22 protein-coding genes are annotated in these 23,788 nt (G+C 36.5%); 5 read left to right on the top strand and 17 right to left on the bottom strand.

What is annotated here, in order from left to right; all coding sequences use genetic code 11:
* Window positions 1–14: 14 nt before the first annotated feature.
* The 8 genes from BLS38_RS07520 to BLS38_RS07485 all read right to left on the bottom strand — a co-directional run bounded on the left by BLS38_RS07520 (window position 15) and on the right by BLS38_RS07485 (window position 8,403).
* A complete protein-coding gene (locus BLS38_RS07520) occupies window positions 15–1,265 on the bottom strand; it encodes a dienelactone hydrolase family protein (protein ID WP_092748228.1) in 1,251 nt (416 codons plus the stop codon).
* A 341-nt stretch (window positions 1,266–1,606) separates the two neighbouring features.
* A complete protein-coding gene (locus BLS38_RS07515) occupies window positions 1,607–2,041 on the bottom strand; it encodes a copper resistance protein NlpE (protein WP_092748226.1) in 435 nt (144 codons plus the stop codon).
* 144 nt (window positions 2,042–2,185) lie between these two features.
* The gene (locus BLS38_RS07510) at window positions 2,186–4,180 is read right to left on the bottom strand and encodes a TonB-dependent copper receptor (protein ID WP_092748224.1); all 1,995 of its coding nucleotides are present in this window, start codon (window positions 4,178–4,180) and stop codon (window positions 2,186–2,188) included.
* 86 nt (window positions 4,181–4,266) lie between these two features.
* Window positions 4,267–4,749, bottom strand: coding sequence for a DUF2946 domain-containing protein (locus BLS38_RS07505; protein ID WP_244518230.1), 483 nt, complete (start codon window positions 4,747–4,749; stop codon window positions 4,267–4,269).
* A gap of 110 nt (window positions 4,750–4,859) precedes the next feature.
* Complete coding sequence (locus tag BLS38_RS07500) at window positions 4,860–5,273, bottom strand: DUF6691 family protein (RefSeq protein WP_092748222.1); 414 nt, start codon at window positions 5,271–5,273, stop codon at window positions 4,860–4,862.
* 10 nt (window positions 5,274–5,283) lie between these two features.
* A complete protein-coding gene (locus BLS38_RS07495; protein WP_092748219.1) occupies window positions 5,284–5,691 on the bottom strand; it encodes a YeeE/YedE family protein in 408 nt (135 codons plus the stop codon).
* A gap of 65 nt (window positions 5,692–5,756) precedes the next feature.
* Window positions 5,757–6,284, bottom strand: coding sequence for a GNAT family N-acetyltransferase (locus tag BLS38_RS07490; RefSeq protein ID WP_092748217.1), 528 nt, complete (start codon window positions 6,282–6,284; stop codon window positions 5,757–5,759).
* A 10-nt stretch (window positions 6,285–6,294) separates the two neighbouring features.
* On the bottom strand, window positions 6,295–8,403 hold the full coding sequence (locus tag BLS38_RS07485; protein ID WP_092748215.1) for a TonB-dependent siderophore receptor: 2,109 nt from the start codon (window positions 8,401–8,403) through the stop codon (window positions 6,295–6,297).
* A 361-nt stretch (window positions 8,404–8,764) separates the two neighbouring features.
* Between BLS38_RS07485 and BLS38_RS07480 the strand changes: the two genes are divergently transcribed.
* The 3 genes from BLS38_RS07480 to BLS38_RS07470 are packed head-to-tail and all read left to right on the top strand — an operon-like array spanning window position 8,765 to window position 11,592.
* A complete protein-coding gene (locus BLS38_RS07480) occupies window positions 8,765–9,790 on the top strand; it encodes an ABC transporter substrate-binding protein (RefSeq protein ID WP_092748382.1) in 1,026 nt (341 codons plus the stop codon).
* A gap of 30 nt (window positions 9,791–9,820) precedes the next feature.
* The gene (locus tag BLS38_RS07475; protein ID WP_171258555.1) at window positions 9,821–10,816 is read left to right on the top strand and encodes a FecCD family ABC transporter permease; all 996 of its coding nucleotides are present in this window, start codon (window positions 9,821–9,823) and stop codon (window positions 10,814–10,816) included.
* A 2-nt stretch (window positions 10,817–10,818) separates the two neighbouring features.
* Window positions 10,819–11,592, top strand: coding sequence for an ABC transporter ATP-binding protein (locus tag BLS38_RS07470; RefSeq protein WP_092748211.1), 774 nt, complete (start codon window positions 10,819–10,821; stop codon window positions 11,590–11,592).
* Here BLS38_RS07470 and BLS38_RS07465 read toward each other — a convergent pair.
* From BLS38_RS07465 to BLS38_RS07440, 6 genes are all read right to left on the bottom strand, one after another.
* Window positions 11,584–12,954, bottom strand: coding sequence for a sensor histidine kinase (locus BLS38_RS07465; protein WP_244518228.1), 1,371 nt, complete (start codon window positions 12,952–12,954; stop codon window positions 11,584–11,586). The genes BLS38_RS07470 and BLS38_RS07465 overlap by 9 nt on opposite strands.
* A 10-nt stretch (window positions 12,955–12,964) precedes the next feature.
* Entirely contained in the window at window positions 12,965–13,654 is a 690-nt protein-coding gene (locus BLS38_RS07460; protein ID WP_092748209.1) for a response regulator, read from the bottom strand.
* A gap of 1 nt (window position 13,655) precedes the next feature.
* Window positions 13,656–15,305: a phosphoethanolamine transferase gene (locus BLS38_RS07455; protein WP_483069162.1), complete on the bottom strand. Its 1,650-nt coding sequence runs from the start codon at window positions 15,303–15,305 to the stop codon at window positions 13,656–13,658.
* Window positions 15,306–15,351: 46 nt separating this feature from the next.
* Window positions 15,352–16,056: a phosphatase PAP2 family protein gene (locus BLS38_RS07450; protein ID WP_244518226.1), complete on the bottom strand. Its 705-nt coding sequence runs from the start codon at window positions 16,054–16,056 to the stop codon at window positions 15,352–15,354.
* 340 nt (window positions 16,057–16,396) lie between these two features.
* Complete coding sequence (locus BLS38_RS07445) at window positions 16,397–17,338, bottom strand: helix-turn-helix domain-containing protein (protein WP_092748205.1); 942 nt, start codon at window positions 17,336–17,338, stop codon at window positions 16,397–16,399.
* A gap of 110 nt (window positions 17,339–17,448) precedes the next feature.
* Complete coding sequence (locus tag BLS38_RS07440) at window positions 17,449–18,867, bottom strand: APC family permease (protein WP_092748203.1); 1,419 nt, start codon at window positions 18,865–18,867, stop codon at window positions 17,449–17,451.
* Between the two features lie 433 nt (window positions 18,868–19,300).
* On the opposite strand from BLS38_RS07440, the gene BLS38_RS07435 reads away from it, so the two are divergent.
* A complete protein-coding gene (locus BLS38_RS07435; protein ID WP_092748201.1) occupies window positions 19,301–19,984 on the top strand; it encodes a response regulator transcription factor in 684 nt (227 codons plus the stop codon).
* An 87-nt stretch (window positions 19,985–20,071) separates the two neighbouring features.
* On the opposite strand, the gene BLS38_RS07430 is transcribed toward BLS38_RS07435, so the two are convergent.
* From BLS38_RS07430 to BLS38_RS07420, 3 genes are read right to left on the bottom strand one after another with little or no spacing between them, the layout of a single operon-like run.
* A complete protein-coding gene (locus BLS38_RS07430; protein WP_092748199.1) occupies window positions 20,072–21,364 on the bottom strand; it encodes an NAD(P)/FAD-dependent oxidoreductase in 1,293 nt (430 codons plus the stop codon).
* Between the two features lie 35 nt (window positions 21,365–21,399).
* Entirely contained in the window at window positions 21,400–21,816 is a 417-nt protein-coding gene (locus BLS38_RS07425) for a Rid family hydrolase (RefSeq protein ID WP_092748197.1), read from the bottom strand.
* A 25-nt stretch (window positions 21,817–21,841) separates the two neighbouring features.
* Window positions 21,842–22,978, bottom strand: coding sequence for an ornithine cyclodeaminase family protein (locus BLS38_RS07420; protein ID WP_092748195.1), 1,137 nt, complete (start codon window positions 22,976–22,978; stop codon window positions 21,842–21,844).
* Window positions 22,979–23,393: 415 nt separating this feature from the next.
* Here BLS38_RS07420 and BLS38_RS07415 point away from each other — a divergent pair, with 415 nt between their 5' ends.
* On the top strand, window positions 23,394–23,765 hold the full coding sequence (locus BLS38_RS07415) for an ArsR/SmtB family transcription factor (RefSeq protein ID WP_092748193.1): 372 nt from the start codon (window positions 23,394–23,396) through the stop codon (window positions 23,763–23,765).
* Window positions 23,766–23,788: the final 23 nt, after the last annotated feature.

Here is a 23,788-nt window from a genome sequence, read left to right as displayed (position 1 = left end):
AGATACTCCTTGATTTATACAATCGGTTTATTTTCACTCGATGCCCAAGACGGCATAAGAGTGTTCGATGGAATCGCTTCATTTAAAAGTTTGTGTGCCGTCTCTGCACCCGCAACCGGTAGACCTGTTGGATCAAGTAGACCAATTTGTACCAGTACTGAGGCTTGATCCCAATAAATATGCTCATGACACAGCTTTGAACCTCTGAACTGAATCACCCCAAGCATAGGTATTTCTACATATTTCCCCGTAGGTTGAATCCCAGGCAGTAACCAATCAATCTCACTGTCGTGAGTAAAGCTCATAATAAATTCATCGACGACTTGCGTGGAGCCAACCGTACGAGACAATGGCGTTAACTTCATATCTTGTGGGTTTTGATGTACAAAGTGATAACGATAAAAACGGGCTAACTGGCTATAACCAACACCACCAGTTAAGGTTGGAATATGGTTGACATACGGCTGAGCAACCATCGTTGCCATGGTTGCGGGTACATCTCTTGTATCAAACTCATGTTTAATGTGTTCTTCCCACAGTGCAACCAAGTCAAAATATGGTCCAACCGTTTTGTGAAGTGCAGTAATTGTTCGCTCATGGGCTATTTTTGCTGATGGCTTATGGTAGTGCGTACCTTCTGGTCGAGCAAACGCATGATCTACAGCATCATAAACATGAATATTGACATTCGAATAATGCTGAGCAGCTTGGATTATTTTTTCTCGTGCAGCAGGCGGGGTAAACTGATCTAATTCAGCAATATGTAATACTAAGTGACCTTTGAGTTGTTCTAACTCATGCAATAATTTTTCAAGCCCTACGCCATAATACCCAACAGTACATGCCACTTCAGGAATACGACACCCCGCTAAAAATGCAACTTTGCCACCTAAACAGTACCCCAAGACACTCAAGCCTGTATTTCTGTCACAGCTATCTAATGTCTTTAAATAATTGAGGCTGTCTTGAACATCTTGAACACCCAGATCTTCATCATATGCTTGGTATAATTGGAATGCTTTTTCAAAATCCTCAGGTGTATACCCTAACTCTATATTGGCTTCTGTACGCCAAAACAAATCGGGAACAAGTACGGTATAGCCTTCTTCAGCAAGAAAATCGGCTTTTTTACGCATCACTTCATTTACACCAAAAATTTCTTGGCACAAAACAATACCCGGACCACGCTTATCAGCTGAAATGCTCAGGTAGGCAGAAAAAACGTCACCCGATTGGCTTTTTATTTGAACATATTGACCAGACATCACTTACACTCCAAATATTATTATGTAAATAATCATGGAATGAAGTGATGGTTTTAGCTGTCCAAAAGATGCAATGCTTATCCTTTTACTGCATCTAATCTATTTTAGAGTGATATTCATCGAGATTTTTCATGATCTTTATACTAGGAATATTACCGATCTAGGGCATTATTCAATATAGAATTGACCAAATGATAAAATAAAAACGAAATTTAAAATTATAGAATCGCACTACCTTATTCCTCATACAGCCAACAATAAAGGCTTCCTATCTATATTTTTTAATTATTACTTATATAGATTTTTCAATGTTTTCACTATATTTCTAGCTCTAGTTCAAATTAGCTCATCTTTTTAAGTGCAGTTGCTCCTTTAATATTTTTTCCTTTAGTATTTAAAGGTGTTGCAGTATTCTCACCAATAAAAAAGAGGCGCTTTTTCCCATAAATATTAAGAGTTATTATAGATGTATGCTCAGTATTAAATTTGAAATTACCTTTTGAAACAATTGTTTTTTTATGGTTATTTGCATAAATATAAGTTTCTTTCAATCGGTAGGTTTTATTCTCATTTAGAATCAAAGTTGTTTCGATAGATCTGCAGTTTTTACAAGTTTGGGTACCAATATATTCCCCAAACCAATCTAGTGAGTTTTCAGCTGTATGATTTGTATCAAGTATTGGTTTATGATTAATATCCATTGCATATGAATATGTAGGCTGTAAGCTCAGTAAGCTGATCACAGCAATAGACAGTGCGCATATTTTATTGTTCATTTAGTAATCATAAATCCATTTTAAAGATACAATTTTAATTTAAATTATAGAAAAACTAATAACAATATATGAACTGTATCCTATTTGTCTGAAACATTAAATCATTAAAAAAGCACTTCCAAAGAAGTGCTTTTTTAAAATAAATTAAAACTTAAATTCGATCCGTGCCCAGTAGTTACGGCCAATGTTATTGATTTGCTCTGTACCACTAAAACCGACGTTGGCATTACCCAATTTATTTAAGTGCTCGCTGTAGGTTCGATCAAACATATTATCAATGCCTAAAGCTAAGGTTACTCCATTATTCCAACGGTATGCACCATTCAAAGATAATGTTGCAAAGCCTTGACTTGGCCCTAAATCATATCCCACAACGTTGCCTTGTTTTTGGCTATAACGATGCTGTGATCCCACTACACGCCACAGTGCACCAACGCTATATTGGTCTGCGACATAACGTAAGTTTACACGCGCTTCTAACGGCGCAATTTGTGCTAAAGCACGTTTTTGCGTTGTGTTTTCTCCCCAAGCATACATCGCACTCACATCCGTCTGAATATGTGGTGTAAATTTATACCCTACACCGAATTCACCACCTGCAATTTTAGCATTTACATTTAAGGCATTCGTTGCAGTACCATATTGGGTCAAAATAAAATCTTGTACATATCCTGCATATGCAGATGCCCAATGGTTGAAGTCGTCACCCTGATACTGGTAACCCAAATCAAGTTGCGTCGTTTTTTCTGTTTTCACTGTATTAAATGCATCGGTGCTACCGTTACCTAAACTTGGCGAAAAAATTTCCCAATAATCTGGCATACGTTGCACATGTCCAATTCCCACATAGGTCTTGGTATTGAGTGTAGGAAATTCACTCTCTAAACGTACAAAGCCACTTGGTAAAGTTTGGCTACGCTTTTGATTAAATTGCTGTTTAGCAACTCTAAAGTCTCTGACTGTTACCGCATCAACACGTGTGCCGAGTACCAATTTTTGTTGTTCAGAAAGATCATGTGATGCTTCAGCAAATATACCAAATGACTCAAATGACATATCTTTTTGACGTGGTAATTGCTTGTACGCTCGTGTGCCACGCTTGCTATGACTATTATATTGATGGTCTAGTCCTGTTTGCAGCGTCCAATCACGCACATGTGCAGTGATCTCCATGCGCTCATTCAGCGTTTTACGAGCAACATTCGATGTCATAGCCATTCTTTGATTGAGTGGCCGTAATCCATAATTATCCATTACATGGTCATTAAAATTATAATTCACCTGTAAATCTATTTTTTCAATCACATCATTAATATGAGTCTGCTGTAAACGAAGCCCTAAATGGTCACGCGCAAACAATGTTCCATCCATACCACGGCCTGCATAGGCCACTTGTCCATTGGCCTTGCCTGCGGTTGCTTCTAACCATGTATGTTCAGTTGGTCGCCAGCCCAATGCAAGATCTGTATTCCATTTTTCCCAATTGGCATGCACCGTTTTTCCGGTACCATCAACATAATCATTTGATACCGAACGGTTTGCATTTAATCGGGCATAATAATTTTGCTCGCCCACAGCAACATCTACATTATGGTCTAAACGACCAAATGACCCCATGACGGTACTCACTTGACCTTTGTAAAACTGACCATCATTAAACTGTACAGGCTGACTCTCAAACAATACAGTTGCAGCAGAACCAGGATTAGCAAATCTGACTGTTTCTGGGCCTTTAATCACCGTCATTTGGTCGAAACGTTCAGGTGAAATATACGAAGTTGGTGCATCCATACGCCCACCACATGCACCCAGGTTTTCAGAGTTGTCGGACAATACTTTAATACGAGAACCAAACATACCTCTAAAAGTAATATCACTATTGACCATACCTGCACTTTTAACCGCATTAAAACCCATAACATTTTGTAAATAAGCAGCGCCATCTACAGATGGTATAGGCTGAGTCGGCTGTTTAGGGTTGAGTACCACAATTAGACCATTGGCAGTATTGCCTTTTTCTGCAGTACTCACAATCGGAGTAAGCCGCACTATGTGTTGATCTGCATATGCATGCTGCATATATAAAGCACATGAAATCATGGCAGCGAGAGGGCGAAGTACATAAGTTGAAGTTGACATATTTTTCTCAAATTTTAGCTGTAACAAAGCAATACTGGGTAAAACCACCCAATATGACGTGTTAAATACATGTTTAAGGACTTGTTCTAGCTAAATTGTGGCGGTGCTCGCCCTTGAGGTATGAGAAATAAACGCTGTAAATTAAAGTAGACATGCTTAAACACATGTATAAATGCCAAGAGTCTAACGTTTAATTTGACCAAGACCTCGTCAATATCGAGGTCTAAAAATGGAATAAGATGATTATAGACCGTACAAAATGGACAATGATGATATGCATCATGCATACCAGCGTCATGATTTGAATGTACTTGTTTAATAAAAGTGGGATGGTCTGAAATTTGAGTATGATGATGTGCTGCACTCATCATATCTGAGTGGTGCATGTCATGTGTAGTGACAAGATCTGGCTGTTGCATTACGCTTGTAATCGTTTCGCACAGTACAGTCACCTGCATTTGCTGTGGCAAAAAAGGCTGTAAAAAAACTGCAAGTTGTAAAATGATTGCACTGATTGACAGTGCCCACCCCATTTGAAACAAAAGCATATAACCGTTATTGTTTGTCACCAAATTGTAACACAAGTCACATTTTATAGGTACTAGAAACACATAGCATAGTTATTGAAAATGACGATAATTTTTTAAAATTTATCATATAATTCAAAATATTATGTATTTTACTTCACTACTTTATGATACAACCACATGCCTAAAAACATCGCAACCATAAAATAAATGGCTTGCGTATACCCCAAAGAAATTAGTGCTACTGCAGGTGCGGGGCAAACACCAGAAATTCCCCATCCAATACCAAACAAGGTTGCTCCAAGTAACAATCGGCTATCTATTTTTTGCTGTGTGGGTAATCTTATTTCTTCATTAAACCAAGTATGTTTAATCTTACGATGTTTAACCAATTGAAATGGAATAATCGCGACTAAAATTGCCCCAATCATCACAAAAGCCAAACGTGCATTCCATTGCCCAAAAATATCTAAAAAAGATTGCACTGTTTGTGGGTTAACCATATCTGAAATAATCAAACCTAATGCAAAAATACCACCCCATAAAAATGCCAATGCTTTTCTCATGGTGTACTCCTTAGGCCAAATAATGTTTGAAAATAAAAACCGTTAAAAAACCCATGCACATAAATACAAGTGTTGCAATAATTGAGCGCAAAGACAAACGACTAATACCACATACCCCATGTCCACTGGTACAACCAGAGCCTAAACGTGTACCAAAACCAACCAATAATCCACTTACAACAAGCCATATAGCCGATGCTTCAAACTGAATATTCAATGGTTTAATTTGTTGATAAATAAACGTTACTGCCATTAAGCCCACCAAAAACCAAAAGCTACTACGTTGAAATATGCCTTTTAAATTAAATTGCTGTGAAATCATGCCACTTACACCAGCCACACGGCCATGAGTAAATAAATAGCCAACCACAGCAACACCTATGAGCACACCACCCAACAAACTTTGTATGTATTCCATGACTTAAATACTCATTTATTTCTTATGCATTATTTATTATATACTTATTCTTATATCTGTGATTACTATAAACGTAAGCTCATATGTATGGTTTTCCAAGTCGGATCTTGCTCTTGTAATAATATGCTAAACCCTTGTTGTTGCCAAAATACCTTAGCTCCATCTAAAAAAGGATGGGTATGTAAATAAATAATATCTATATTTTTTTCTTTGGCAGATTGTTTTAACTGTTGCACCACTAAAGTTGCAATTTGTTGCCTACGATACTTTGGTAATACATACAATTTTACTAACTCAACTGACCTTTGCCCTTCCACATTAAATAAAGTCTGAAAACGTTGGTCATAGGCTTTAAAACCTGCAACTGCAACTAATTTTTTCTGATCATAGACAATAATAAAACAACCTAAATCATGCGCTATAAAGGTTTGCTCAAAAGAAAAAAGATCATCAGGCAATACCTGATGATCTAACATTGGAAACATAATCTCTCGGCCTGCCATCACAAAATCAGTAATCGCTTGAATTTGCAAAGCATCTGCTTTCTCAACCACTTCAAACCGTAATGCTGTTGGTGAGGTCAAAAAAAGCATATTTACTCCATTAGAATTTGTAGTTTACCGTTAAAAAGACTTCACGTGGATTACCCGGCGTCACCCACTGTTGTGCATAGCTTGACGCATAATACGTTTTGTTAAATACATTATTGAGTGTCGCTTGGAAACGTAAATTACTGTTTGCTTCATAGTAAGCATTAACGTTCGCTATGGTATATGCAGGCAAATTAAAGCCATTGTCTGCCATGCTACCTGAGCGTGAAGACATGTACTGTACATTACCACCTAAACCAATTTTTTGCTCGCCAGATTGCCACAAGTCATAGCTTGCTAACACGTTTGCACTGTTTTTAGGGCTATTTAAAATACGTGCGCCTTGATAATCACCTTTTTCAACTTTGGCATGAGTATAAGTATATGCAAGCTTCAGGTTCAAACGTTCAGTCGGTTGAGCCGACAAGTCTAACTCAACACCACGACTTTTTTCTTCGCCGTTGGCCATATTAAATGCCGGATCTAAAGGATTGGCAGCCAACACATTTTGTTTTTTCACGTGGAACACTGACATTGATGAGGTCAATAAACCATCTAGTAGTTTTGCTTTTGCACCTAACTCATACGTCCACGATTTTTCCGGATCAAAACCATTGCCATTAATATCTAGGCCTGAGTTTAAGTGAAATGCCTGTCCTGCACTGGCAAACACAGACCATTGATCATTCACTAAATAATTGATTGATGCTCTTGGACTAAAGTGTGTAAAGTTGTCTTTACCTAAGCCATTGGTTCTTTTGTTCAAGAGTGATTGCTTGTAATAGTCTAAACGACCACCTAACAACACAGACCAATGTGGATCTAATTCAATAAAATCACTTAAGGTTAACGCCGCATTTTTTTGAACTTCTTTCGTACTCGATACTGTACTAGTCACATCTGGTAAATTGGTTGTATAAACAGGATTATAAATGTTAATAAAATAAGAATTGGCACGATAACGTTTTAGAGTGTTTTCAAGCGTTAACTCACTTAATGTTGTCCCAATCACCACTTTATGTTCAATACTACCTGTAGCAAACTCACCCAAAAGATCATGGTTGAGTAAATAACTGGTCGAATGGTTATCACGTAAACGACGTTCTCGGTTTAAGTTTCCATTGCTTGCAACTTCTTGCAAACGTGCTTCAGTTGAATACCCTGTTAAACTGTTATCTTTATAAGTGAATGAGGCTTGGCTTTTCCACGCATCATTCCACAGATGTTCAACACGTAATTGCTGTAAATAGTCTTTCATGGTCAGCAGACCATCATTTTTTTGACCTAAAAATCGACTGATTGGAATCACACCAAGCTGATTATTTACAGCGACTACACCACGGTCAAACTGGGTGTGAATGGTTGAATATTCACTGTCATAATCCACTTGTGTTTGCTCTGACGGTTTCCATGTCAGTTGTGGCGCAACAAATACACGATCATTCTTTACAAAATCTCGAAAACTATGATTGTTTTCATATGCCGCATCGAAACGGTAAGCTAAAGTATCTGTAATGGCATTGGTTGAACCAACTGCAACACGGTATTGGTCGTGTGAGCCTGCACGTGCAGAAACTTCATGCTCAGGACTAAATTTTGGTTTTTTAGTGACAACATTTAGCGTACCACCTGGGTCGCCTGCCCCATACATGGCCGCTTCAGGGCCTTTTAAAAATTCAACTTGCTGAATATTAGACATATCTCTTGAAGCAGATAAACCTAAATTATTAATACCATTACGTAAACTTGATGCACCAATGGTTTGATCCGTATAAAAACCTCGCACCGAATAGTTATCCCATAACCCACCAAATGGATTCAGTACAGATACGCCACTCACCACAGCCAATGTATCGCTAATACGCTGCGCATTGGTATCTTGTAATACTTTCTCAGAAACAACAGCCACATTTTTTGGCGTTTTCATGGGGTCAATTGCGAATTTGGTAGATGCGCTTGAAGGCTTACCTGCATAAGGCACTTTGACTGTGCTGTCTGACTTAAATGAAAGAGAATCTAATACCGCAACATCTTGATGATTGGTCGCTTTTTGTTCTTCTGCTTGCGTCAAAGGCGTCACGCAAAGAAGAGATAAAGGTACAAGGTTGAGCCATTGTTTCATGTGGTTTAACTTCGATAAAGTTTACGTTATAATGTAACATTGTAACTATAATTTATACAAAAATTCAATATTTATTTAAGGTTGATCATGGTCTAAAGATAATAATGTAGAACCTATCAATTATTTTATAAATAATAAATTACAGTTAACATATTAAAAATAAAAAACTTTTAAATTAGATAAATGGAAACCATCCTTATTTTTTTTATGTGGTTGTTTCTGATAAAAAAATATGTATTTTTATGATTTTTTTAGATTATATGCGTAAAATCCAACATCGTTTGGCGTTTTTATTTAATACAGTGTGTGGAACAAATATCTAGAAATGTATATTTTTCGTCAAAAAATATGGCATATTGTGATGCATATGCTTTGTGTCACTTTGTCACTCAGCGCATGCAGTGTACCTACATCTGTAGCCGAATCTGACCATTCTGCTATTTTATCTGCCCACATACAGGTCACAGATGCTTTAAACCACACAGTGACATTAACACGCCCTGCACAGCGTATTGTTGTGTTATTTGAAGCCAGTCTAGACGACTTATACATGCTCGGTGCAGGCAATGCTGTGGTGGGTATACCTGCTAAAATTTACCATTCACCAAACCTTTTTGCAGCCTATCGTTTACTTGATTCACGTATTGCACAACAAAAAATTGCGACCCCAAGTAGCTGGGAAGCATCGACCAATTTAGAAAGCATTGTGGCATTACAGCCCGATTTAGTTTTAGTCAACTCAGGACAACAAGACGTCATAGAACTGCTAAAAAGCATGCACATTGCCGTTTATGCAGTACAGTCAGAAAATTATCCCCAAACGCGTAAAGAACTGCTTGATCTTGGAGAGCTCACTGGAACATCGAATCGAGCTAATCAATTAACGCATTTTATTGAACATGAAATTAAAACCATGCAGAACAGCAGTCGTACCCCTCCAAAGCAGGTTTATTACGCTTGGTCAGGTGGACGTATTTTTTCAACTTCTGGGCGTAACTCTATGCCAAATACTGTAATGACGTTGGCAGGTACTGAAAATATTATTAAAATAGATGTAGACCAGCCCACAGTGAACCCAGAACATTTAATTGAATGGAATCCAGACGTGATTTTGCTATGGAACTCTAATCCAGAGCTTATTTATGCACGTCCCGAATTACATGCCCTAAAGGCTGTACAAAACAAACATGTATTCAGCTTAAATCCAAGTTTTTTATTTAACCCACATACGCCAAAAATTTTACTGGCTGCCAATCAGCTACATCATTGGGTCAACCCATCAGCACACTCCGTTACGCACGCTAGCCAAGATCAAAAACGTATTTTAAGCATGTTTTATGGCCCAATCATTGCAGAGCAGTTACTGCAACTTGCTAAAAATACGTAAGGATATATTTTGAAAACCTCTGTTTTTTACATGATTTATGTGTTTCCTATTCCATTTATTATTTTTTCTTTACTCATTGGACCCTCACAGCAATTTGACTGTATAGATTATGCCCATGCATTGATTAGCTTTGTCTTACCCTCACACTACTTTAGCCAATACCATGCCAATGATCTTGCTATGATGCAAAATATTATTATAAATATTCGCATGCCTCGGGTGTTTTTAACTTTTTTAGTGGGTGCTGCACTCGCCTCTTCAGGCAATGCTTTACAAGCGCTGTTTCGTAATCCATTGGTCGACTCTTATATTTTAGGCATATCATCTGGGGCGGCACTTGGGGCAGCTTTGGCATTGCTTACCCAGTGGTTACCAGTACAAATTTCAGCCTTTATTTTTGGCATTTTTGCCGTGTGTCTAACATATACTTTTGCACAACAACGCTATGAAAAAAGTTCTGTGGTCGTGATTTTACTGTCAGGCATGATTGTGTCGGGTTTATTTATTGCAGGACTGAGTATTGTGCAGTATTTAAGTGATCCTTATAAACTTCAAGCAATTGTACAATGGACCATGGGTAACTTACATCAAGCGACATGGAGCAAAGTACATCAAGCAGTACTTCCGATTTCGGTATCACTGCTTGTTTTATATATTTTACGTTGGCGTTTAAACTTACTGGCTTTGGGTCATTTAGAAGCACAAGCTGTAGGAGTCGACCCCAAAAAAGATCAGTTTATTGTGATTCTTTGCGTGACTCTAGCCACGTCTTCTTCAGTGGCTGTCGCAGGAATTATTAGCTTATATGGCTTATTTCTCCCCCACCTTATTCGTATGATGATTGGTCCAAACAATGCCAAAACTGTACCTGCAAATATTTTTTTAGGTGGTTCTTTTTTACTACTCATTGACAATATTTCACGCACTTTTTCTAGCTTTGAAATTCCAATTGGTATTTTTACCATGCTACTTGGTGCACCCATCTTTTTATATTTAATTCGTCGCTACAACATGAACTGGGCGTAATCATGACCAATATTTATATTCGTGAATTAAGTTTTCAGTACCAAAATCGCCAAATATTAGACCATATTAATTTACAATTTAATGCAGAACGTTTTTCTGTGTTATTGGGTAAAAATGGCAGTGGTAAGTCAACTTTATTTAACCTTATGGCAGGCATTTACCCACTACAACAAGGTCAAATTTTATTTGAAACACAACCTTTACAGGTACTAAAAGGGACACAGCGGGCCAAACAGTTTGGTTTTTTGGCACAAAACCATCACAGTGTATTTAACTTTCAAGTACTCGATGTCGTATTAACTGGACGCAGTGCCTTTTCAGGCTATAAACCCTCTTCAACAGATCAAGATCAAGCCTTTGATGCTTTAAAATCTTTAGATATTCAACATTTAGCACAACGAGATTATACCACGCTCTCGGGCGGTGAGCGCCAATTGGTCATGATTGCACGAATTTTGACACAAAATCCGAAAGTCATTTTTTTAGACGAACCAACCAACCATTTAGATATGTACTATCAAGCATTTTTAATGGAAAAATTACAGCATTTAAGCCAACAAGGCTACACCATTGTTGCCATTATGCATGACCCTAATTTAGCATTTTTATATGCAGATGACTTTTTCTTTTTAAAACAGCAACAGATTATAAAAGCAGATAATAAAGACCAAGCTACTTGTCCTATACATCTACAGCAGGTTTACGGTTTGGCCTTTGAACAAGGATTCGTGGCAGGTGAACCCATGGTTATGCCCAAAAAAAACACATCAACATGAAGAGCAGGCTTTAAAACACAAGCGAGCACATAGCCCTGAAAGCTCAGTAGAACTCGAGAGTACGAGCTTTCCGTCTATTAAAGCCAAGGCTGTATCAACAATAGATAAGCCTAGACCACTTCCAACCACGTGTTGCTGGGTCTCTACTAATCGTACAAATTTGTCTCTTACCATTTGAAGTTGATGCTCAGGTATACCTAAACCACTATCATGTACTTCAACGATAACATTTTGATCTAAAAGCATCACTTTTACTAAAATATAGCCATTATCAGGTGCATACTTAATTGCATTGTCTAAAATATTTAAAAGAATACTTTCAATAGTGGCATAAGTTGCCCAAATATATGGTGTATTTAATTCTGGCTGAATATCTACATTAAAGTGCATACCTTTTCTAAGCAATGCAGGTTGCAGTTGACTGATCGACTGCCTTAAAACATCCAACAAATCTACAGCAACAAACTGCTCAACATTCATATCATCTTGATGTGCCAGTTTCATTAACTGTTCTACCAGCCGTGCCATACGCTGTGTACTGAGCTGCAAGTCCGCTAAATTATCTTGATAAATAGCACTAGCACTGTGTTGTTGTGTTCGCTGTAATAGCTCAACATGTAACTGTATGGCTGTTAATGGTGTTCTTAGCTCATGTGCTGCATTTGCAACAAATAATTGTTGTTGATTTTTCGCATATTGTATCCGCTCAAACAAATGATTTAATTCATTAATGGCAGGAATAATTTCTGTAGGCAGTTTAGCAATTTTTATTTCTGATAAATCAGAGTGATGGCGGTGAGAAAAAACCTGTTTTAAGTCTGCCAGTGGTCTTAAATGCTTTTTAATCAGGCGATGAAGTCCCCATACACCCAAAGGTACAAAAAACAAATACGGCAACAGCATATTCATAGCAAGCTCTTTTGCCAAAGCTACCCTTACACGCATAAGTTGGCTAATTTGTATTTGCTTAGCTCCAACAGGGCGAACATAAATTTTCAAGTCCCCCCGAGAAGTCATTTGGTTAGTAAAATAAGCACGTTGTGCTACGGGCATCAAATACCCGTGTGACAACCCCGTATGTTTTAATTCTGATTTTTCAACCACATCAATAAATACATCGGCTTCATTATAACGATATTGCGGATTAAACTCTGACGTTCTAAACTCTTGATTATGCCCCTCTAAAAAATTAGCCATTTCTTGCATTTGACGATCAATGACTTCTTGCGATTCTTCTAAAGAAATACGATAAGCCGAGATACCAATCAGTAATAATAACACCAAGCTAAAAATACAGATGGTGACAGACATTCGTTTACTGAGTGAATAACTATAATATTTGGCACGTAGTTTTTTTAACATATGCATGTCATCAATGATTTTTTCCATCTGAAGTATTTAAACAATACCCCAAGCCACGTACATTTCGAATTCGGTGTTTACCTAACTTTATACGTAAATTATAAATATGCACTTCAATCGTATTACTTTGAATATCATCGTCCCAATCATATAGTTTTTGTTCAAGCATATCTCTTGAGAAAATCTGATTGGGATACATCATCATCGGCTCAATAATTGCCCACTCTTTACTCGACAAAATAATCTGTGTGTCATGGTCAAAAAACCGATGTGTTTGTGGAAACATGGTCAATGTCCCCACTTTAAAACATACTTCTTCATCGCTATGTGCCACACCACGACGAATCACAACTTCGATACGAGCCAATAGTTCATCAAAAACAAAAGGCTTCACCAAATAATCATCTGCACCGAGTTTAAGCCCTTGTACTTTATCTTTCGTTTGGTCACGGGCACTTAAAATAATCACGCCTGTTTTGTGTAGATTGAGTGTTTTTCGTAAATACTGCAACACATCTATCCCATCGTACTCGGGTAACCCAAGATCAAGTAAAACAAGGTGATAAAACTGTTTAGACAAACAGTCTAATGCTTCCAACCCTGTTTTAGCCCAATCGACATGATAATTTTCATAACTCAAAAGCTGCATGGTTGTTTTACTAATCATTAAATCATCTTCAATGAGCAGTATTTTAATCATTTCAGTTTCCCTGACATTGATGCAGTAAGTCTAAGCTTAAATCTGCAACTTGGGTTTTTACATCAATTAAATTAAGTACTGTAGGAAATAGATTATCCTGACTCACAGCATCATGGCTTTTCGCTTTCAGGCATGCTGTACTTCGTACTTTATTTGGCCACTGCTCTGAGAACCATAGCATCATTGGAATATGTGTTTGCTCTTTTGGTGCAATTAAATATGGCGCACCGTGCAAGTACATGCCATTTTCACCTGTAGATTCACCATGATCAGATAAATAAAACATACTAGATGCCACAGGAAGTCCTTGCAACTGTTTCACGACACTACTAATAATATAGTCGGTATAAACAATCGTATTATCATACGTGTTAATGAGTTCCTCACGACTACACTTTTGAATACTGTTGGTTGCACATACTGGCTTAAATGTTTCAAATTCTTTTGGATAGCGTTTGTAATATGCAGGCCCATGACTACCGACTTGATGTAAAATAATCAATTGATTTTGTTTAAGTGCTTTCACATCTAAGGTACTTAAATAGTTATGGAGTCCTTGCAACAGTACTTCATCATAGCACTCACCACCTTCACACCACTGTTTATATTTCGGGTCATTTTCAGGAATAATTACGTGTTGAATACGGTCACATGCCCCTTTACACCCCGAATTATTATCTATCCAAGTCACTTCATAGCCTGCACGTTTTGCAATATCTAATAAACCTTCACGGTGCGAAGCCAAATCTTCATCGTATTGTTTTCTTGGCATACCAGAAAACATACAAGGTAAGGAAACAGAGGTCTGTGTTCCACAAGATGACGCTGCTGTAAAGTTAACTAAATCAAGCTTACTTAGCGTTGGATTCGTTGGACGATCATAACCATTCAGACTAAAACTTTGTGCACGACCTGTTTCACCCACAATAAGGACTACAATTTTTGGCTGCTGTGCTTGGCCTACAAATTTAGCATCTGTACCATAATGTACTAAGGGTGGATTCCCTTGTTTAAATTGCTTTTTAAAATAACTTGTACCATTTGCAATGATATTGAGTGGTGAAATTTGACCTTTTAATTCACGATGTTCTCTAAAAATAGGTGCATATTGGCTATAAAATGAAAATAGACCTAATCCTACGACAAATAATGCGATGAAACTAACGATAACTTTTTGATAAATAGTACTCAAAAAAGGTTTAGGCTGAATGCGAATACATAGCAGTACAAGAAGTGGAATGAAGAAAAACTCAATAAAATGTATGAAAAAAGGGATAGAAATTAAATCCTTTACTTCATTCACATCTGTTTGCATCACATTTTGAATTTGCTCTTTAGTAATATCTATGCCTAACTGATTGACAAAATAACTACTACTAGATGTAAGAATAATAAATAACAGTGCTATGATCTTTGCTGTACGATGCCATGAAATAAACTGTAATATAAATAAATAAAGACAGCTCAAAATAAGAAAAGTAACTGCTAAGAATACAAAATCATAAATACCATGAAAAGCACTGTACTCAGTGATTTTCTGATAAAAACGAAAATTTGCAAAACCTGACATCCATATCGCTAATAACAAATTAAACATGAATAAACTCATATTTAACTGTTTAAATTTAAAAGGTAAACGCATAATGACCATCTATATATTCACACATACGCTATTACAGCGTACAAAAATTAAGAGTTTATGAGTGCTCTACGGCAAGTGGCTTAAAACCTAAAAAAAATCTACGAAAAGCTTTATATATGATAAATGCAACAAGCCACGACCACCATAAAGACCACAAATTATGGCTTAAAAAGTGTGCGCCTCTGACCATTTGAACCCAGCTCATCATAAAACCAAGCACTAAGGCAATTGTTAGTCCAATACGTGCAAGCCGAGGGTAATCATGACGATATGCAAAAAATAAAATAATGAGGGAGAAACCACCAGAAGCATGTCCACCAGGGAAACATCTTGCACTTGTTTGCATATCTTGAAGCCACTGTACATGACCCAAATGAATACTCACCATAGACCAAGGACAAGCATGCGCAGAAAAAGATTTAAGTACTGCAATATAACTGACAGAGCAAGCCATTGAAAGTAGAACCATCATACATATTTTTTGTAATCTTGGATTCTTTTTATTCATCTTTAAATAGATCAAAATAATGAGGTGCATTACAGCAATAAAAATGACTACATATTTAAGCCCATAATGCCCAATTGATACCAAATATGGATTATTCATATAGGTATAGTCACCCACAGGACTTACCCAAGGTGCTGAAAAAAACTGATCTATACGACCACCGATAGGTATAAAAATATTTAAAACAGCACAGGACAAGCATAATAACCATATATTCCATAAATCTAATGCCGTTAGGCTATTTTTTGGCAAGACCATACACCTTTTATATTTAAAGATGCACGTATTAGAAAAGGCAAATATGAAGGTTTTATTAGCTATAAAGAACAGATATTCTGTTTTATGTCTACAATGACTCAAAGTAAATATGTCATTTAAAAGACAGCTTTCTACGATTTTTCGTACACGTTTAGACACCAAATAGCTCTACACCTGTAGTTTTAATTTTCGTTACAATAATGGAATCGCAAAGGAGCTGTACATTTCAAACTGAAGTGATGTACAAATGCGTAAGTATCACAGGATATGATACTTCTCTCGGTGAATATCATGAAGGTGCTTAATAGGATGTTAAGCACCTTCATACTCATCACTAAATATATTTTTGAATCTTTTGATTCGACTTCAATGTGTCCGATGGTGACTCTAAAAATAAACGCTTATAGTCATAAGCAAATTGTGAAAGATGCCAAAAACCGAAATGGGTGGCAATTGTACTAATTGAACTATTTGCTGTGATTTGAGCAAGCTCTTTTCTGACTTTATTTAATCTTAAATACTTTAAAAATAATGCTGGACTCATACCTGTACTCTTTTCAAAGCAACTTTGAAGTGTTCTTCTAGACGTATTGGTAATTGAACATAAATCAGAAATAGCAAAGAGTTGATCACAATGACTGTGCGTATACTCAATGACTCTATTCACAACAGATGTCGCTTTTTGAGTAGAGACCATTATTTTTTCAGGTTGATGATCAATGCTTTGAATAATCAGATCAAGCAGATCATCTTGTATTTGTGTCCGCGTACGTTCCGTTGCAACGAGCATTGGATGAGATAAAAGTGTATTTACCAAGGTTCCAATTTTAGGATAAATGGTTACCTCTATCTCCTTTTGAATAGTAAAGCCCGTGAGGAGCTTTTCTTTTGTAGCATCCTCAAAACACGAAATTGGAATACTCAGTCCTAAACAGACAGACTCTTCAGGAGTCATGAGCATGAGTTCTTTATTCCCCATAATCGCGATGATTTCATTGTGCTTTAAGTGTCTGCCTTGCCAAATGATTGGTATTTTATGATCTACATATAAACCAAGGTTAAGACAATTACGTCTTGCAGCGCCTTGTTGAAAGATAGAGGTTGAAAAACATTCGCGATAAAGGTCTATATTATTAAACGTTAGGCTATCAAGGGAACTTTTAAATTGACCTGTTGATATTTGATTATAAGATAATTCCCAATCTTGGAACATTTGTGCATGATGATTGATTTCAAGAATATTTGACGCTTTACAAAAACTATTTTGATGATCCATTGTTATGAATTCTATCTTTTAGGATAGTATTCAATAAGCAAAATACAGACCAATTTTGTGTAAATAGCACTCAAATATATAAGATTGCTATTTACACTTTATAATCGCAGTTAACGCTCTAAAATGGGAAGAGTTACTTTTTTATTTTGATATTTTACATGTAACGCTTTTAAAAACCCAAGTAAAATCGTACCAAGTATAATCCAAGGTAATGCCAGTAATACAGGAGATGATGACCCACTAATGACCTTCAGATTTTCAAACACATTAAATAGTACATAAGTCATACCTGCTGCAGAAATAGCAGGAGCAATGACTGCACTCCATTTAGAAACATTGAGATGTTTATTCATTTTAAAGAAACGAATAACAGCAAAACATACTCCAACTTGTAGTGCTAAAATAGCCATACTTCCAAGAACAGATGACCAAGCAAAAACATTATTCATGGGATCAAGTTTAAATAGTCCAAACAATAACAGCATAATGATCATGAATATCCCTTGTACAATCCCTGCCATATACGGTGTTTGATGCTTTTTATGAATATCTGAAAGCCTTGACCACGCTAATTTGTCCCGCCCCATCGTAAATAAATAGCGTGAAAGTGAGTTGTGAAATGCTTGATTGGCAGCAAAAAGACTGGTGACGAGTAATATAGACATTGCCTGTACAGCCCAATCTCCAAGTAACTGTTGTGTCATACTAAAAATAAGCGTTGTTGCATCAATTGATGCAAAATTTACTGTTTTACTCAAGCTCGTTAAATGCTGTATAACAGCCCAAGCACTAAATGAAAAGAATAAAGTGATTATAATGACTGCAATAAATGTTGCTCTAGAAATATTTTTCTCTGGGTTCTTACACTCTTCTGCATAAAGCGCTGTTGCTTCAAAACCAATAAAAGAACAGATGGCAAACACCATGGCAATACCAAAATTACCACTAAATAAAGTAGATGGTGCAAATGAACTAAATTCAATTGTTGATGTACGATGAAGAATCGCGTAATCAAGAAGCATGACAATACCAATTTCAAAAATCATCAACAATCCAAGGACTTTACCACCAATTTCTACTTTAGATATACCAAGCAGAATGACAATAATCTGCATGAATATTGAATATCCCCACCAAGGAATAGGCGAATGAATATGAAATGATTTAATAAGTTCATCTGTGAAAAAGCCAAACATTGCGCTGATTGCAAATTGCATGCAGATATAACCAAGAAGCGCTAAATTTAAGCCAGCTAAACCCGATGAGAAACCTAGTCCTTTACTAATATAAGCATAAAAAGCCCCCGATTCGGAAGTATGTTTGCTCATTGCAACAAAACCAAAGCTAAATAAAACCAGTAATATTCCTGCCAACAAATACACACCCGGAACACCTGCCCCATTTCCTAGCGAAAAAGCGACAGGAAGTACACCAACAATTCCTGTCAAAGGTGAGGCTGCAGCAACAACAAAGAAGACAATGGAAAATAGTCCAAGGCTTCCTGATTTTAATTTATTTTCTGATGACATTTTATCCTACCAATATTGACCTTTAATAACAGTCTAGATCGGTCGCTATTATAAGAGTTATCGAAATTGAGCAATTTTATATATAAAAGTTATTATTTAAATATCTTTCTTTAATAAAAAATGTTCTTATTAAATTAACTATGAATCATGTTTTTATAATAAATTTTTTTATAAAAATCTAATTTCAAACATAGTAAAGAAATTGCATCCATTAGGTGCAATCTCTTTACTATGTCTAAAAAATGCATTAAAAAGGAGCTTATTAAAAGATCACTTATTTTCAATGCAGTACTAAAAAATTAAGAATACGCCCAGTGCACGTAGTGTAAATGTATTTCTTTTCAATAAAAAATTTATATTTTTAGATTACATAACAAATTAGGAACAAAAATTGCATTAGCTATGTATATCATTTGGTCTTGGTAGATTCGTAATGACTGGCAACAATTGGAACTCTTTTGTAGATCATTTTCTAACAGGTATTGGCAAATCTGTTCCTTTTACAAAGTTTTTTGCTTATGAAACAGATATCAATCAATCTGAATTAAATTGGTTTAATTATCAAAATATTCCTGCACAAGCAATGGATATTTATCTCAATAAAATGTGTAAATATGACCCTGTATTTTTCAAAAACAATCTTGATAATACAGAAGAAATTATCTTGCTCAATACAAAGACAATTACACCTAGATATCAAAGTTTTTTAAAAAATATTCATGTAATTGATAATGTAGAGTTGGTATTTAAAACCAGCAATCAGACCATTAAAGGGATTAGTTTAATTCGTGGAGAAAATGAAAGACATTTTTCAGACCATGAACTCATGACAATTCAAAGTTGCCATGCGATTGCAAAGCACTCCTTAGACTGTATTCGTTTAGAACCACAACCTCAAAATATAGGTTTGAATAGTCCTACAGATTGTCTAACAAATAAAGAGAAAAAGGTTTTATCTTTATTACTTGAAGGAAAGAAAAATCAAGATATCGCAAACTTACTTTTTATTAGCCTTGCAACTGTAAAAACACACATACAGCATATTTTTAAAAAAATGTTCGTAAAAAGCAAATTTGAGTTAATGTCTAAATACTATCACCTAGATTATAAAATATAATTTAATAATAAAGCCATAGATTTTAAATAACGTAAAGACCTACTCATTTAATATAAAAAAGTAAGTCTTTATAAATAAAAATCTATTTTAAAAACGATTAAAACGATAAGGTTCTGGATCGACAATAGGTGTCTGATTTGAAACCAAGTCTGCCGCCAGTTGTCCTGCCGCAGGCGATGTGCCAAAACCATGCCCAGAAAATCCAGATGCAATGAATAACCCAGGAATTTGATCAATCGCCCCGATCACAGGGTTAGAATCCGGAGTTACATCAATCACACCAGCCCAAGCATTGGCAATTTCAAGTTTTGAAAATATAGGCCATGCTGTTTTAAGGTTTTCAATGGCCTCATTATTAAGCGCATGATCTGTTTCAGGATCCATTATTCTCATTTTTTCAAAGGGTGAGGTCTGTTGACCACGCCAACGCCGTGCTAAAGAAAAATCCTTAAGGCCGTATTGACCAACAGACAACCTAAGAAAACCACCCTGCCCACGTAACTGTTTTAAATAACGCATACCAATCAAAAGATGATCTAAGGTTAGAGGTGCTCTTAGCGCGCCACGTTGTGTAATAATGAATCCACCATCACGATGTTTTCGAAATGAAAAATCAGGGGCACCTAAAGAAATATCTGTAGGGCCTTTCATCGGTGTTGTACGAAGTACAGAACAAATTAAAGGCAGTGTTGGTAAGTTAACATTTAAATTACCTAAAAAACGCCGTGACCATAAACCACCTGCAAGTAATACACGGTCGCATTTAATTTCACCTTTTTCTGTAACAACACCACTCACCTCACCCGCTGAAAAAGTAAGCGTTCTTACTGCACAATTTTCAATAATAATTGCACCTTTAGAAATGGCAGCTTTAGCAATCGCACTTGAAGCAAGCGTTGGCTCTGCACAACCATCTGAAGGGGTATAAACCCCTCCTGCCCATTGTGTATTGCCATGAGGAACCAAATTAGAAATTTCACGTGACGAAAGTAATCTAGAGTCTAAATTTAACCCTTTGATACCATTAAACCAATGCTCATAACCCGCCATTTGAGTATCTGTACGTGTGGTAAACATAATCCCTGACTTTCGATACCCCACATCAGATTGAACACGCGCATTCATTTCAGCCCAAAGCCGATCAGAAGCTTGGGCAAGTGGAATATCTTCAGCAAGGCGACTCGTTTTTCTAATCCAACCTAAATTTCTTGAAGATTGTTCCCCTGCTATTTGTCCTTTTTCCAAAACTACAACAGGAATTTTTCTTTCAGCTAACGTAAGTGCCGCTGTTAGACCAACGATCCCTCCTCCAATAATGACCACTGTTGTTGTAGATGGAAATACATCAGATGTTGTTACTGGAGAAATTGTTGGTCTCATCTCTTTTCCTTTAACGCATAAAATGGGATTGAAGTTTAAAATGTCAGCTTTTTAATTTCTGCTTTTGAAGCATTTCTATAGGCAGTGACTTCAACTTCAACTTTGTAATAAGATGCAACAAGTGGAGAGTTAGTCACTGTAATCGTTGGATCAATTCCTTTGAATTGTTTACCAAAAATATCCATAACAACAAAAGTATCTTTAGGATTAGGTACAAAAATACGTGCTGCAATCACATCTTCCAAACTTGAATCTACGCGAACGAGTGCAGTTTCAATATTTTTAAAAACCTGTTTGGTTTGTTCCACAAGATCTTCTGGAATTTCCTTTGTATCTGGATTTCTTCCTGCGGTATTAGATACAAATATCCAATTATCTACACTAACTATTCTTGAATAACTATATTCATCTTCAAATTTTGACCCTGTTTTAACTTTAATTACTTGTGTCATCTTTAATTACTCCATTGTTTTTTAATTAACGTAAAACTGGGCTTTCCCATAAATTCAATTTCGTTCCAATACCTTTTGAAATGGCATTTCGATAAACGACTGTCCCCCAAGCCACATCTTCAACAGGCATACCTCCAACAGATAAAATGATAATTTCCTCATCATTTGTTCGACCAACAGCATCGCCTGATACAATTTTCCCTAAGTCTTCCAAATCTTCTTGCTGAATTTTTCCCTCATGAACCATGTCTAAAAATTTCATACCGATCATTGGAATTTGTAAATGTGCAGGCTTAGGCACTTCTTCATACCAAGCTTCATACATACCCGGGTTATCAAGTACTTTTCTGACACTCTTTTGATTCATTAATTCATCAGTATCTGAATATGCAGGCATTGCTAAGAATGCACCGGCTTTTATCCACTCATGTTTTACAAGGGTATACGTATCTAAATCCCCCATAACACCTGAATTGCAATAGGTCACAATATCTGAACCACGTACAGCATCTTCAATATTTTCTACAACCTGAATATTTTCAATTTGTGGATGACTCTCTTTTAGCCATTCAATAAATTCATGAATACTTTTTTCACTACGCCCTTTAATTTTGATGGTGTCTAAAAGTGGACAGACAGCAATAAATGCAGATACTGCTGTTTTGCCCATCACACCTGGACCAACTAAGCCAATGACTTTAGAATCTTTTCTGGCTAAATGTCTTGCACCTACACCGGGAATTGCCCCTGTACGATAAGCAGAAAGCAGATTTGCAGACATATATGCAAGTGGTGCGCCGGTATCCGCATCATTTAAAGCAAACATTAAAATAGAACGTGGCAGGCCTTTTTCTCGGTTTGCAATATTAGAGCCGTACCATTTCATACCAGCCGTACGGAAACTACCGCCTAAATAAGCAGGCATAGCCATGAAGCGTCTGTCGGCTGTTGGTTTTGGCATCGTTTCAAAAGGAGAATGCTCTGGGAAAGTTACCATTGCACCATGTGAGTCACTATTTGCTCCAGCCATACGGTAATCACCGCTATAAAGCAGACCAAACATTTCTTCCATGGTATCAACACAAGTTGGCATATCTGTAACGCCAGCTTTAATCATGTCTTGCTCAGAAAGGTAAATAAAATCAATATTTGTATCAGTCACTTAAGCCACCTGCACGTTATTTTTACAATGTTTAATATTTGTCTGTAGAATTAGCATATGAAATGTATGACTAAAAAAAAATCATCCTAAGGGATGATTTTTTGTTGCTGAGATATGAATTAATTCATATAATTCAATAATTGTTGAAATATTGAAATGTTTTGATCATGTAAATCCAAACCCAATATAAAATTAACAACGAAAGTTTAACAAAGCTATGACAATCAACAAATGCCGTATATCTGGCAAAAGATCGTATCGTAAGTGAATACTCACTTACTCCCATAAAGTACTTTAACAGTTGGAAAACTAGGAGATATAACAGATGTTGGTTATTCACTCTATATATTAAGTCAGCTTGCAACAATAGCAGTGGCACCCTACAATCTTTCAAAAGTGAAATATTGGATATGTCATGTTAGAAAAAAATGCTTTAAATGCATTTGCTGCGTTATCACAAGAAACGCGTTTACGAATTGTGCGTTTACTTGTCGTTGCAGGTGCTGAAGGCATGGCTGCTGGACATATTGCTGAGGCATTAGATGGTGCTGCACCGTCTAGGATTTCATTTCATTTAAGTCACTTAGAAAATGCAGGGTTGATCCATAGTCGCCGTGAAGGTCGGCAAATTATTTACTGTGCAATTTGGGCTACCCTTGCAGATCTTGTTGCCTTTTTAATGCATGACTGTTGCCAAGGCCACTGTGAATATTGCGATAAAGCAATAGAGCTATTTACGCAATGTACAGGTGAACCAACTGAAGGTTATATCAAAAAAGTAAGATAATTTTTATCTTCTTCATATAACTG

This window comes from Acinetobacter boissieri (assembly GCF_900096955.1).
GTDB classification, from domain to species: Bacteria; Pseudomonadota; Gammaproteobacteria; order Pseudomonadales; family Moraxellaceae; genus Acinetobacter; species Acinetobacter boissieri.
The sequence above is the reverse complement of the archived record's forward strand: the minus strand, read 5'-3'. Positions and strand labels throughout refer to the sequence as shown.